Raw genomic sequence first — 14,566 nt, 5'->3', positions numbered from 1 at the left:
GTCAAAGGTCAAAGGTCAAAGGACTAAGGACTATGGACTAAGGTCAAAGGTGGCAGTTCTAGGGCCAAAGGGCTAAAGTCAAAGGGTGAAGGTATGAGGTCAAATGGCGATGGTCAATCGGGACTATTTCCAGTCCTCTATTGTAAGTATGCACCCTATGTCCTATGCCCTTCAACCATATTAATGTACTTTTTACAACTCTATATTTCATCCACTCTTTTTCCTCTTTATAAATAATGTAAATAGTTGATAATCATGTTTATATATGTTTCTTAGTCTTCGATTCATCCACTTTTTGAATTATAGTTAAATCTTTGTGTGCAAAAAAAAATTATCTTTGCCAACAGATTAATTAATTTACCTAAAATTACTAAAAACCAAACGTATGAAAAGACAAAAGTATCTATTGTTTTTGCTGATGTTGTTTATGGCAATGTCCGCAATGGCTCAGAAACAACTTTTCACGGGCATAGTAAAAGATGTCCATGGCGACCCAATTATTGGTGCGTCTGTAGTTGAAAAGAATGCATCGAATGGTTCTGTTACCGACCTTGATGGTAAGTTCAGAATCTCGGTAGCACCCGGAACCACCCTTGTTGTATCCTATGTCGGATACAGGACCAGTGAAGTAAAGGCATCGGATAATATGACCGTAGTACTTCATGAGGATGCACAAATGCTCGATAATGTGGTTGTAATCGGTTATGGTGTGCAGAAGAAGTCTGTAGTTACAGCCTCTATTGCCAAGGTTAGTGCCGACGACCTCGAAGGAAAGACACGTCTTCGTGCCGATGATGCGCTGAAGGGTATGGCTGCCGGTGTAAACGTTACATCCGCTTCCGGTCAGCCTGGTTCTAAGTCTATGATCCGCGTGCGTGGTATCGGTACTATCAACAATTCCGAACCGCTTTACATCATCGACGGAATGCCTACCAACCAGGATGGTATGGAATCTGTTAACCCTGCCGATATCGAGTCTATGGAGGTGTTGAAGGATGCTGCCTCTGGTGCTATCTATGGTGCGAGAGCTGCCAATGGTGTTATCCTCGTGACTACCAAGAAAGGAAAGGTTGGCAAGGCTTCTATCAACTACAACTTCTCTTACGGATGGCAGAGCGCATGGAAGAAGCGTGATGTTACCGGTGCCACCGACTATGCTGTGCTGATGAACGAGAAGTATATCAACGGCAAGCAGACATTGCCTGCTGATATGGCAAATCTTTCTGATCCATACAACATCACCGATGTTAACGGTAATAAGATTACTGGTTTCGGTACTGACTGGCAGGAAGCTCTCTTCAACGACAATGCGCCTATAGTGCAGCACGACGTGTCGGTAAGTGGTGCCTCGGATAAGGTGAACTACTATTTCTCTGCTGGTTATTTCTCTCAGGAAGGTATTGTAGGAGGTAACTACGGACAGTCAAACTACGACCGTCTTACTCTTCGTGCAAACAACTCATTCACATTGGTCGACGCAAGTAAGGAGCGCTCGTTCCTTAACAAGTTGGAACTGCACACCAATCTCTCTTATATGCGTGTGCACAACACAGGAATCGATGCCAACTCTACATGGGGCTCGCCACTTGGTTCGGCTCTTTATCTCGCCCCGACACTGCCTATCACATTGACAGGACAGGTAGGACAGGACATGATTGACCACTATTCATCATTCGATCTTTATCGTGATGCCAATGGCAATCCTTATACAATCCCAGGTTATCTTGGTTCATATAACGAGCAGAACAACCCGATTGCACTTATGCAGCGCAATCCTACACGCAACTGGGCACATAAATTCATGCCGAAGATAGCTATCGACCTCCAAATCTGGGACAATCTGAAATATCACTTCACCTGGAGTGCAGAGCAGTCGTTCTGGGGTAATGAGTCGGCAGTCACCGAGAAATACTATTTCTCTGGAAACAACAATGCAGACCATACATCAGCCTCTGTATATAAGGGCAATAATACTACATGGCAGGTAGAGAATACCCTTACCTATGACAAGACCTTCGGTAAGCACTCTATCGGAGTGGTGCTTGGTCAGTCGGCACTGAAATTCAAGGGCGACGATCTCTCTGGCTCCCACTGGAATCTTGTGAATGTCAACAAACCATATCTCAACTATACCACAGGCGGCGACTTCGGAACAGAGGTTGATGCCAATGGAAATATCATCGGTGTGAAGAGCTACGTAGGTGTAGGTGGCGGTCCGTATGTAGAGCATCGCCTGTCTTCACTCTTCGGACGATTCAGCTATAACTACGATGAGCGCTACATGGCTCAGTTCACAATCCGTCGTGACGGTTCGAGCCGTTTTGGTTCGAATAATAAATATGGTACATTCCCATCAGTTTCTCTTGGTTGGAACGTGATGAACGAGAAATTCATGGAGAAGACGAGTTCATGGCTTACCAACTTCAAAGTACGCCTCTCTTGGGGTAAGAACGGTAACGACAACATCGGAGATTTCGCTTACACCACACTCTCGACAGTGGGCGGTACAAGTAACTACTATCTCGGCCAGACTGCCTCTATGGTATATGGTTCGAAGGCCAACCGCCTTGCCAATCCCGACCTCAAGTGGGAGGAGAGTGAGCAGACTGACTTTGGTCTTGACTTCGGTTTCTTCAACAATGCATTGACATTCACCGTTGACTACTTCATCAAGAAGACCAACGGAATGATTATCGAGATGCCTATCCCGAGTTATGTAGGTGAGGCTAAGCCTCTTGCCAACGTGGGAGATATGGAGAACTCAGGATTTGAGTTTGAATTAGGATATAAGTGGCATGTTGCTGACGCCAACTTCTCTATCAAGGCCAATGCCTCATATCTGCACAACGAATTGAAGAATCTGGGTAATGACACCGGTTTCCTCAACTGGGGTATCAACCAGTTTAGCGACGGCGGAACACGTGCAGAGAACGGTCAGCCATTCCCATTCTTCTATGGCTACAAGACCTTGGGAGTATTCCAGAACATGGACCAGGTGAACGCATACACTTGGACAAATCCTGAGACAGGCGAGAGCAAGCTCATCCAACCGGATGCACAACCAGGCGACCTTATCTTCCAGGATACCGACAACAACGGAACAATCACATCCGACGACCGTACAAAGATAGGTAAGGGAACTCCCGACTGGTCGTTTGGTGCCACATTCAATGCAGAGTGGAAAGGTTTCGACCTCAGTGTATTCGTGCAGGGTGTAAGCGGTGTGGATGTATTCGACGCAACATATCGTCAGGACATCGCTTCGGGTAACTTCCCGACATGGGTGCTTTCACGCTGGACAGGAGAAGGAACATCCAACCGTGTGCCAATCCTCAAGCAGGGCGACAGCAAGAACTGGGTAGTGAGCGACCTCTATATCCTGGATGGCTCTTATCTACGTCTGAAGAATCTTACTCTCGGATATACACTGCCCCGTAATCTGACACAGAAGATTGGCATCAGCCGTCTGCGTGTGTATGCCATGGCAGAGAACCTGTTCACATGGACAAAGTACTGGGGATTTGACCCTGAAATCGGTACAAGCGGAACATCGCTCGGTGTTGACTATGGAGTATATCCACAGGCACGCACATACACCATAGGATTCAATCTTAATTTCTAATGAGGAATTATTTAATAATAAGTATAAACGATATGAAAAAGAATATATTCTTAGCAATGGCTGTATCAGCCATGATGCTGACAACGTCATGTGGCGATAGTTTCCTTGAGGTGAACAACCCCACGGGAGAGCCGCTTGAGGAATACTACACTACGGAGGAGACTCTCGAAGAGGCACTAATGTCGGCTTATTCTCCTCTCCATTGGCCTGACTGGGACGGTACGGCATACAACGACCTCACTGTGGATGCCGAAATCCTTGGCGACGACTTCTGGGTGGGCGGTTCAAGTATCACCGACAACCAGCACTGGCACAAGCTCTTCAACTTCGAGGGCGACGGCAACAACACCCTTGCCACACTTTGGACAGACTTCTATTCTGGTATCAAGCGTTGCAACGACGTCATCAAGTATTGCTCTTGGGGTGGTGCAACAGAAGAATACCGTAAAAAATGTGAGGCTCAGGCCCGACTCCTTCGCGTGTACTATTATAATATATTGTGGCATTATTATGGCAATGTGCCTTTCTATCTCGAGAATCTTGAGTTGCCATATACTGCACCTCAGATGACAGCCGACGAAATATACAACCAGCTGTTGCCTGAGCTTGAGGATATCATCGCTTCCAACGTGCTGCCAATGAGATGGCCTGCAACAGAGTCGGGTCGCGTTTCTCAGGCTATGGCATATATGCTCTATGCCGAGATGGTTATGTATCAGAAGGATACACAGCGCTATGCCCAGGCACTTAGTTTCATGAAGGAGATTATCAAATCACCGGATTACGAACTCAACCCCGACTATGCAGCTTTGTGGGAGGAGTCAGGCGAATGGTGCCAGGAGTCAATCTTCGAGGTTAACTATGACGACAATGCCGCACAGCGCGACTGGGGTACAGCCATGTTTGCAGGCGGTAGCGTGTTGCCTACATTGATTTCTCCTAACACATGGCCCGGTGGTGACGGATGGAATGCCGGTGAGGACGGATGGGGCTTCCTGCCAATGCGAGTGGAGACCATGGAGATGTTCCCCGAGGGTGACGTACGTCGCGACGCAACGGTGTGGGATGTTCGTGAGTATAGTTATACCGAGCGTTATCAGGACACCCACCTGTGGTTGAAGAAATATCGTCCATATTCTGACAACAACAAGGACTGCCCTACATCTAAGAACCTCAACTATAACAATAACAAGCGCATATATCGTTATGCCGAGACTCTTCTCAACGCAGCCGAACTGATTGTGCTCACCGGTGGCAACTCTGCCGACGGTTTGAACTATCTCAACCAGGTGCGCACACGTGCCGGACTGAAGGGATATTCAGAGTGCAACATCGACAATATTCTCAATGAGCGCCATCTGGAATTCTGCGGCGAGGGCAAGCGCTACTTCGATCTCGTGCGCACTGGCTATGCCGCCACGACCCTCGTGCCCGACAAGTATGGTTATCGCACCAACTCCTGGACAGAGAGCAAAAAGCATATTCCATTGGCACAGTCGGAGCTTGATGCCGACCCGACATTGAAGCAGAACAACTATTAATCCTTATTTAAATACATTTATTATGAACAAGATTTTTAAATATATAGGTAGTGTACTTGCTTGCGTACTTGCTGTCACAGCTTGTTCGCCGGAGGAGTTTACAGGTGCCGACCAGAACGGACTGCCCACTGTGGATGGAAGACAAGTGAGCGTGACCACTGACCAAGAGACCAATACCGCAGTATTTACGGTAAGTGGTGATTTCAAGGGTTGTTACCCTGTATGGTATCTCGACGGCAAGATCTATTCTTTCCTTGCCACGGGTAGCTATAGCAGTATGGAACAGGGCACACATGAGTTGGAGGTGAAGGTGATAAACCGCAATGGTATATCTCAGGCATCTGCCAAGGGCTCGTTTACATTCAACGAGACAAAGGTTGATTTCACTCCTTATTTCAGCAAGTTGTGCAACAAGGAATGGCGTGTCGACTATACTGAGGTTGGACACATGGGTTGCGGTCCTTCGGGCACCGACGGTTCAGAATGGTGGAAGGCTGCAGTGAATGACAAGGCTGACTGGGGCGTGTATGACGACCGCATATCTTTTGCTCATTCAGACAGTGACCCCGCAACAGGCGGCACATATAGCTATAATCCTGGTGAGGGCGGCACAGTGTACGTTAATACCGGCAGCTCTGTGTTTGCAGAATTCAATACCAATGACGGTAACGATTTTATGGCGACGGTGGCTCCGCAGACATCATCATACACCCTCGTTCCCGGAACATTCAATGACGAGGCATGCCTCTATATCCAGTTTGCTCCGCAGACACTTCTGCCCTATATCCCCAATGATGCTACATACAACAATCCGTATTATCGCATTGAGGCTCTCACCAATACCCGTATGGTTCTTGTATGTGATGAAGGTTCAATAGCTTGGCGTCTCGTCTTCACAAGTCGTGAGGATACCGGTTTGCCAGAGCCGGGCGATGAAGCAGGAGCGACAATGGACTGGAACTATGATGCTGCTTCCAACCTGTGGAAGGGTGTTGACACCGGTGACAACTTTGACAAGGTATCCCCATGGTTTGCAAATAATGACTGGGCACAGATTGCTGATCCAGAGTGGAAGCATGAAGGCGATACATGGCAGATTACCATGCCAGAAGGCATCGGCTCATCACAGTGGCAGGGGCAGTTCCCGATACACACCAAACTCTCCGCCTCAATGAACAAGCGCTATAACTTCTATTGTGTAGTTGAATCAGACAACGACATGCCGGGCCTTACCATCAAGCTGACAGAGACGGGCGATGACAATAACTTCTTCTTCGCCGACCGTCATGAGGTTACTGCTGACAAGGCATTCGTATATAAGGCTGAGAATGTGTCGCTGCCGTTGAAGGATGCTGCTGCACTATCGCTCTTCCTCGACTTTGGTGGTACTCCAGCTGGTACGGTTGTTAAGGTGAGCAAGATTTACTTTGAGGAGGCTCTATCTTATGATGATGAGCGCAACATGTGGAAGTCGGTTGACAGTGGTGAGTCCTTTATTGAAGTGGCCCCATGGTTTGCAAACGACGGTTGGGGTCAGATTGACAATCCTAAATGGAGTCACGACGGTAATGTATGGGAGCTTGACATACCGGCAGAGATTGGTACACAACAGTGGCAGGGTCAGTTCCCGATAAAGACCAGTCTTAGTGCCTCAATGGCTGACAGCTATACCTTCAGTTGCACTGTTGAAGGTGACAATGATATGCCTGGAGTGACAATCAAACTGACCGATGGTGCCGACGACAATAACTTCTTTGTAGCCGACCGACATCAAATAATAGCCGACAAACCTTTCACATATAAGGTGACTGGTGTGAAGTTGCCAGTGGGTGATGCTGCATCGCTCTCACTCTTCTTCGACTTTGGCGGTACTCCTGGTGGAACGCATGTAAAGATTAGCGATATCATTCTTATCAAAGAATAACCTTTATGACAAGAAAGTATTCAATAATTACAATCCTGCTTCTATTCTCTTGCCTCACTGCTTGTGGGGGAGATGACAATGAAAATGACAGTCCTGGCGCGAGCCAGGCTGTCATTAGCCTAAGTAAGTCGTCTCTGGAGTTCACAGGCGAGGCAGGTGAGCAGAGTGTCGCTCTTACTACCAATCATGAGTGGGCTGCAACTACAAGTGACTCATGGATTACTGTAAGTCCGGAGAATTCAACTCAGCAGAATGCCACATTGACTGTCAAAGTGCAGAAGAACGGCAATTATGACAGTCGTGAGGGTACGGTGACTATTATGGCTGGTGCTGCACGTGAATACATAAAGGTGACGCAGGCTGGTGGTGATGGAATCCCCGATCCGTCGGCTATCACCTGTCCTCTTGATGGATATAAGTTGGTGTGGAACGACGAGTTCGACTCTGGGGCTTATCCCGATGGCGACCTGTGGTCATATCAGGAGGCAAATCCAGGATGGGTGAACAATGAGTTGCAGACTTATGTAAAGGAAAAGACACCCGCCGGAACACGTGTGGCTGATTTGAAAGATGGCAAATTGCGCATAAAGTGCTTCAAGGAGGATGGAAAGATCTATTCCGCACGTCTTTATGGTAATGTGCGAACGGGTTGGACTTATGGATATATTGAGGCAAAGATAAAGTTGCCGAAGGGCAAGGGTACATGGCCTGCTTTCTGGATGATGCCAGTGAAATTTACGGCATGGCCTGATGACGGTGAGATAGACATTATGGAAGAGGTGGGTACCAATCCTAATTATGTATCTTCGAGTCTTCATGCTCTTGGACATTACCATGCCAACAATACTCAGGTGACCAAGGAACGTTATCTTGCCGGAGCGGAGGAGGATTTTCATGTATATGCCATTGAATGGACATCACAGTATATTCAGACATACGTGGATGGCGAAAAACTTCTCTACTACGAGAATGACGGAAGCGGCAAGCGTAACTGGCCTTACAACGAACCATTTTATGTGATACTCAACCTTGCATGGGGTGGTTCATGGGGCGGAATGAATGGTGTTGACGAGAGCGCCCTGCCGTGTACTATGGAAGTGGAATATGTGAGAGTGTTTCAGAAGAAATAACTAAGAATAAGTAGTAAATATGATAAAAACCAAGTTTTATACATTTCTTGCAATCACTCTTTTGTGCGTTCAGACAGTAAAAGCGCAAAGCCTGCCTGCTTATCTTGATGAAACGAAGGACATCGAGGTGAGGGTGGAGGATGCGCTGAAACGAATGACACTTGACGAGAAAATCAGGGTTATACATGCCCAAAGCAAGTTTTCTTCTGCCGGTGTCCCTCGTTTGGGATTTCCTGATTTCTGGACAGATGACGGACCTCATGGCGTGCGTCCCGATGTGCTGTGGGACGAGTGGGAACAAGCCGGGCAGACAAATGACTCGTGTGTGGCTTTCCCCGCACTCACTTGCCTTGCCGCTACATGGAATCCTCAGCTCTCACTGATATATGGAGAGAGTCTTGGCGAGGAAGCCCTCTATCGTGGCAAGAACATGATTCTCGGTCCTGGTGTGAATATCTACAGGACTCCGCTCAACGGGCGCAACTTTGAATATATGGGTGAAGACCCTTATCTCGCCTCACGAATGGTGGTTCCTTATATACAGGGTTTGCAATCGAAGGGGGTTGCAGCGTGTGTAAAGCATTATGCCTTGAACAACGACGAGGAATATCGCCATCAGGTGAATGTCATCGTCAGCGACCGTGCTCTCCATGAGATCTATCTCCCTGCCTTCAAGGCTGCCATAACTGAAGGAAAGGCGTGGGGAATCATGGGTGCATACAATCTGTATAAGAACCAGCACAACTGCCACAACGCCATACTGATCAACAAGATATTGAAGCAGGATTGGCAGTTTGACGGAGTGGTGGTGAGCGACTGGGGTGGAACGCACGACACCGACGAGGCTGTTAAGAATGGACTTGACCTTGAGTTTGGAACATGGACTGACGGTCTTACTATGGGAGCAACCAATGCCTATGACAACTATTATCTTGCCAATGCATACAAGCGACTCATAAAGGAAGGAAAATATACTACGAAGGAACTTGACGACAAGGTAAGACGTGTGTTGCGTCTGTTCTATTGCACAACAATGAATCGTCAGCGTCCTCACGGATTCCTTTGCTCGGAAAGCCATTACGAAGCCGCAAGGAAAATAGCAGAGGAAGGTATCGTTCTGCTAAAGAATGACGGAGGTTCTGTTTTGCCTATTAATATTAATAAGGTAAAGAATATCCTCGTAGTTGGTGAGAATGCCGTGAAGATGATGACAGTGGGTGGCGGTTCTTCTTCTCTGAAGGTGCAGCGTGAGGTGTCGCCTCTCGATGGACTAAGAGCGCGCCTGAGGGGTATTGCCGAGGTGGATTATGCCCGTGGTTATGTGGGTGACGTCACTGGAGCATATAATGGAGTGACAACAGGTCAGGATCTGTCGGAATCCAGAAGTGAGGATGAATTGATTGCTGAGGCTGTGGAGAAGGCAAAGAAGGCCGACTATGTGATTGTCTTTGGTGGTCTTAACAAGAGCGACTATCAGGATTGTGAGGGGCATGACCGTAAGGACTATGCCTTGCCATACGCACAGAATAAGTTGGTTGAGGCGTTGGCTCAAGTGAATACTCGTCTGGTGTTTGTTAATATATCGGGTAATGCAGTTGCCATGCCTTGGATAAAGAAGGTGCCGGCTGTCATTCAGGGATGGTTTATTGGTTCTGAGGCTGGCAATGCCCTCGCCTCTGTCCTTGTGGGAGATGCCAATCCCTCAGGCAAGCTGCCGTTCTCATGGATGCAGAGCCTCGACCATTATGGTGCGCATGCTCTTGGAGCATATCCTGGAACATGGCGTAGCGACGGAAAGATTATTGATGAGGAGTATAAGGAAGACATCTTCGTAGGCTATCGCTGGGCTGACCAGCATAAGCTGACACCTCTTTTTCCATTCGGACACGGCTTGAGCTATACAACCTTTGAGTATGGCAAGGCAAAGATAGAGGCTTGTGATGCATCGCTTCAGTCTACGGTCAGCAATGCCGCAAACCAGTCTGCGGATAATCCTCTTTATAAAGTCCGCCTTACACTTCGCAACACGGGCGCGCGCTCAGGTGCGGAGACTGTGCAGCTGTATATCCGTGATGTGAAATCATCGGTAGTCCGTCCAGTAAAAGAACTGAAAGATTTCCGGAAGGTGGTTCTGGAACCAGGCGAGACTCGTGAAGTGGAATTCAGCATTACCCGCCAGCAACTGAGTTTCTATGATGATGTTAGAGGCGAGTGGATAGCAGAGCCCGGAAAGTTCGAGGCATGGATTGGCTCCTCTGCTTCGGATATAAAGTCGAAGGTGCCGTTTGTGTTGAGATGAGTATTTAATGATGTAAGTTTATGTAAAAATATTCAATATTATTTTGGTGTGACGAGATAATTTGATATTTTTGCAAAAGAATAACTAAAGACCTATGAAAAGAATTTCTGTGATTACGGCAGCCTTGCTTGCTGCTTTGTCGGTATCAGCCCAGAAATTACCGATGAGAGAATATGTTGACAACCTGATGTCGAAAATGACATTGGATGAGAAGATAGGGCAGTTGAATCTTCTTCCGGGAGGTGACGTTACTACGGGTGCCGTTATGAACAGTCCTTTGGCACAGCTTGCTGCCGAAGGCAAGCTTGGTGCTGTGTTGAACTTCAAGGGACAGGACAAAGTTCGTGAGCTTCAGGCGGTGGCTGTAAAGAAAAGCCGGCTTGGCATTCCGTTGCTTATAGGTCTTGATGTCATCCATGGCAACCAAACAGTCTTCCCAATACCTTTGGCACAGTCGTGCTCATGGGATCTTGCTGCTATTGAGGAAGGTGCCCGCATCGCTGCCAAGGAGGCTACGGCGCAAGGCATCAACTGGGTGTACAGCCCCATGGTAGACATTTCCGTGGAGCCACGCTGGGGACGTGTGGCCGAGGGCGCTGGTGAGGATCCTTATCTTGGAAGCCGTGTTGCCGAGGCACTGGTGCGTGGCTATCAGGGTAACTATGGCAAAGAGAACGCCATGGCCTGTGTAAAGCATTTTGCTCTTTATGGTGCTGCTGAGGCAGGTCGTGACTATAATACCGTAGACATGAGCCGTGTGAGGATGTTCAACCAGTATCTCCCTCCCTATAAGGCTGCTGCCGATGCTGGTGCAGGCTCGTTCATGTCGTCGTTCAATGTTGTTGACGGCATTCCGGCTACGTGCAACCGTTGGCTGCTTACCGACCTTCTGCGTGACAGGTGGTCATATGATGGTTTCGTGGTTACTGACTACGGATCGATAGGTGAGGCTTGTATTCATGGTCTTGGTGATTTATCTACGACAAGTGAGCTGGCAATAAAGGCTGGCACAGATATGGACATGTGCTCGAAGGCGTTCATAGACAAGCTACGCGGCCTTGTTGAGAGTGGGCGTGTAGGTATGGACGATATAGACCGTGCATGCCGTAGGGTGCTTGAGGCAAAATACAAGCTTGGCCTCTTTGCAGACCCATACCGCTTCTGTGAGCCAAAGCGCCTGAAGACTGACCTCTATACCGAAGAACATAGAATGGCAGCAAGGGAAATGGCAGCCAAGACGTTTGTACTTCTAAAAAATGAAGAAACATCGTTCGGCGGCCGAAGGGAAAGCCAATGTTCGCCTGTTCTTCCTCTGAAAAAGCAAGGAAAGATTGCCCTTATAGGTCCTCTTGCTGACAACCGTACCAATATGGTCGGTTGTTGGTCTACCGCCGATACCCCAGAGCTGTATTCAACATTGAAGGAGGCTATGGAACGTGCCGTTGGCGACAAGGCTCAGGTGGCCTTTGCCCAGGGATGCAATATCTATGCAGATGAGGCTACACAGAATGGAGCATCTTTCGGTCGCCACATACCACGTGTTGACGATGCTCAGGCTAAGGCAGAGGCTTTGCGTGTGGCAGCTGATGCTGATGTCATTGTTTGCGCAATGGGTGAGATGGCCGAGATGAGCGGTGAAAGCTCGTCACGTACAGATCTTACGCTTCCTGACGTGCAGATGGCTTTGCTGAAAGACCTTGTCGCTACAGGTAAGCCTGTTGTACTGCTCAACTTCTCTGGTCGTCCAACCATTATGTCGTGGGAAGCCGAGAATGTAACGGCCATAATGAACGTGTGGTTTGGTGGCTCTGAGACAGGCGATGCCATCTGTGATGTGCTCTTCGGTGAGAAGTCACCATCTGGCCGTCTGACCATGACAATGCCAAAAACGCTCGGACAGATACCTATCTATTATAACCATCTCAACACAGGCCGGCCTGTACCAGCAGGAACGCCGGTATTCCGTAAATATCAGAGCAACTATATCGACGAGCGCAATGAGCCACTCTATCCCTTTGGCTATGGATTGAGCTACACAACGTTCGAGTATGGAAAGCCCCAGTTGAGTGGCACAACGATGCAGGCCGATGGCAAGATTACCCTTACGGTCAACGTGAAGAACACTGGTAACTATGATGCTGACGAGGTCGTCCAGTTGTACATACGTGACGTTGCTGCAACCATTAGTCGTCCGGTGAAGGAGTTGAAGGGCTTCGAACGTATATCGCTCAAGGCAGGAGAGAGTCGTGATGTAACCTTTGATATTAACGTTGACATGCTGAAGTTCTACAACAGCGACTTGCAGTATGTGGCAGAGCCTGGCGACTTCGAGGTGATGGTCGGTGCTAATAGTCGTGACGTACAGACCTTGAAATTCACATTGCAATAATAAACTATGCGATGTTTGTTAACCCTTTTGATGTCGGTAGTGTCATTTTATGTGTTTGCTGACAATGAAGAACTTTACCGAAGCCTGGACGAAGCAATCGTCCAGGCTCCGGACTTTGTGAAGAAACGCGAACAGCGGATTGATGTTATCAAGCAGCGACTTCAAAACGTTGCAAACGATGAGGAACGTTATCAGCTGACGTGCAATCTCTTTAATGAATATATGCCATACAAGAGCGATTCTGCCGCAAAGTATATCTATGAAGCAATTCTTCTTGCCGAGAAAAGAGGCAACAAGTCGCAATTGTGTCATACGCGTTCTCTATTGGCTTTCCTTTGCTCGTCAACAGGACAGTATGTCGAGTCAAAGCAAATTCTTGACTCTACTGATATTTCAGGTGTTGACAGAGAGGCACTTGGACAATTCTATAAGTCGCTTGCACATGTATATGGCGAGATGGCATATTATAGCAATATCCCCAAGCTGAAGAACGAATTCTTTGCAAAACAGGATGAATATACTGAAAAAATATATGAGATACTCCCTCCGTCCCACGATTTCTACCTACAGCGAAAGGAGCAGGAGTGCTATAAAAAAGGAGATATAGAAGGAGCCCTTCGCTACAACGACAAGCGACTGGAAAATGTCAGTCCCGACAGTCATGAGTTTGCTATTGTGGCATTCTATCGCACTATGGATCTCCGTATGGCGGGAAGGCCAAAGGAGGCGCTGTCATGGCTTACCAAGTCTGCCATCTGTGACGTCCACAATGCAGTGATGGACCAAGGCTCGTTATGGGAGCTTGCCAATCTGCTGTCTCAGGAAGGACAGCTTGAGCGTGCCCGTGTATATATCAATTTTGCATGGGAATGTGCCAATACTTATAGCACTCACATGCGTAGTTGGCAGATTTCCCCTATACTGTCGAGTATCGACCGGCAATATCAGAATGAGATAGAGCATACTAACTCTATGCTGACAAACATGACAATTGCGGTAAGCATCCTATTGCTCATCCTTGCGGTATTGCTTCTGTATGAATATCGCCGCCGAAGACAGTTGAAGGAGGCGCATAATGAGTTGAGCGAGAAGAATGCTCAGACGAAGAGTCTTAACGAGGAACTCCTTCAAGCCAATCTCGCACTTGACGACACCAATCGCCAATTGAAGACCCTTATCAGTCAGCTCAACGAGCAGACAAGGGTCAAGGAGGTGTATGTAGGACGCTTCATGAGTTTATGTTCCGACTATATTGACAAGATTGATGATTTTCGTAAGCGTGTCAACCGTATGGTTAAGGGGCGTGAATATGAGGAGCTGTACCGATTGACAAAATCTACCGACATGAAGACACAGGAGATTGAGGATCTCTGTGCCAATTTTGACAATGCCTTTCTTCACCTCTTCCCTAATTTTATCTCTGATTTCAATGCTCTTCTGCGTCCAGAAGAGCAAATTGAAGTGCCAGGAGAGTATAAGCTAAATACCACTCTGCGTATTTTCGCCCTAATTCGTTTGGGTATCGATGACAGTTCCCGTATTGCTAAGTTCCTGCATTATTCGGTTAACACCATTTATAATTATCGCGCGCGTGTAAAAGGCGCAGCCATTACCCGTCGTGATGATTTTGAGACTCGGGTAAAAAATATCGGAATGTAGGT

Annotated in this window: 7 protein-coding genes; all 7 read left to right on the top strand. The window is 47.7% G+C overall.

All coding sequences use genetic code 11. The features are described 5' to 3' along the window. Positions 1-385: 385 nt before the first annotated feature. On the top strand, positions 386-3,622 hold the full coding sequence (locus CIL02_RS05410; RefSeq protein ID WP_094399723.1) for a TonB-dependent receptor: 3,237 nt from the start codon (positions 386-388) through the stop codon (positions 3,620-3,622). A 32-nt stretch (positions 3,623-3,654) separates the two neighbouring features. After that, entirely contained in the window at positions 3,655-5,163 is a 1,509-nt protein-coding gene (locus CIL02_RS05405; RefSeq protein ID WP_094399721.1) for a RagB/SusD family nutrient uptake outer membrane protein, read from the top strand. 22 nt (positions 5,164-5,185) lie between these two features. Beyond that, positions 5,186-7,087 (top strand): hypothetical protein, encoded by a 1,902-nt coding sequence (locus CIL02_RS05400; protein ID WP_094399719.1) that lies wholly within the window; start codon positions 5,186-5,188, stop codon positions 7,085-7,087. Positions 7,088-7,092: 5 nt separating this feature from the next. Then, the gene (locus CIL02_RS05395; RefSeq protein WP_094399717.1) at positions 7,093-8,217 is read left to right on the top strand and encodes a family 16 glycosylhydrolase; all 1,125 of its coding nucleotides are present in this window, start codon (positions 7,093-7,095) and stop codon (positions 8,215-8,217) included. Between the two features lie 19 nt (positions 8,218-8,236). After that, a complete protein-coding gene (locus CIL02_RS05390) occupies positions 8,237-10,516 on the top strand; it encodes a glycoside hydrolase family 3 C-terminal domain-containing protein (protein WP_094399715.1) in 2,280 nt (759 codons plus the stop codon). A gap of 94 nt (positions 10,517-10,610) precedes the next feature. Continuing rightward, entirely contained in the window at positions 10,611-12,905 is a 2,295-nt protein-coding gene (gene bglX, locus CIL02_RS05385; protein WP_094399713.1) for a beta-glucosidase BglX, read from the top strand. A 6-nt stretch (positions 12,906-12,911) separates the two neighbouring features. Then, complete coding sequence (locus CIL02_RS05380; RefSeq protein ID WP_141210136.1) at positions 12,912-14,564, top strand: DUF6377 domain-containing protein; 1,653 nt, start codon at positions 12,912-12,914, stop codon at positions 14,562-14,564. The last annotated feature ends 2 nt before the right edge of the window (positions 14,565-14,566 follow it).

It is taken from the genome of Prevotella sp. P3-122, from assembly GCF_002251365.1.
Classification (GTDB): domain Bacteria; phylum Bacteroidota; class Bacteroidia; order Bacteroidales; family Bacteroidaceae; genus Prevotella.
Note: the sequence above shows the minus strand (reverse complement) of the source record. Positions and strands in the feature narration are given on the sequence as shown.

Bases quoted from the DNA above. Each gene is read 5' to 3' on its own strand.
- CIL02_RS05380 (WP_141210136.1), top strand. From the start codon at position 12,912: ATGCGATGTTTGTTAACCCTTTTGATGTCGGTAGTGTCATTTTATGTG.
- CIL02_RS05410 (WP_094399723.1), top strand. From the start codon at position 386: ATGAAAAGACAAAAGTATCTATTGTTTTTGCTGATGTTGTTTATGGCA.
- CIL02_RS05390 (WP_094399715.1), top strand. From the start codon at position 8,237: ATGATAAAAACCAAGTTTTATACATTTCTTGCAATCACTCTTTTGTGC.
- bglX (WP_094399713.1), top strand. From the start codon at position 10,611: ATGAAAAGAATTTCTGTGATTACGGCAGCCTTGCTTGCTGCTTTGTCG.
- CIL02_RS05400 (WP_094399719.1), top strand. From the start codon at position 5,186: ATGAACAAGATTTTTAAATATATAGGTAGTGTACTTGCTTGCGTACTT.
- CIL02_RS05395 (WP_094399717.1), top strand. From the start codon at position 7,093: ATGACAAGAAAGTATTCAATAATTACAATCCTGCTTCTATTCTCTTGC.
- CIL02_RS05405 (WP_094399721.1), top strand. From the start codon at position 3,655: ATGAAAAAGAATATATTCTTAGCAATGGCTGTATCAGCCATGATGCTG.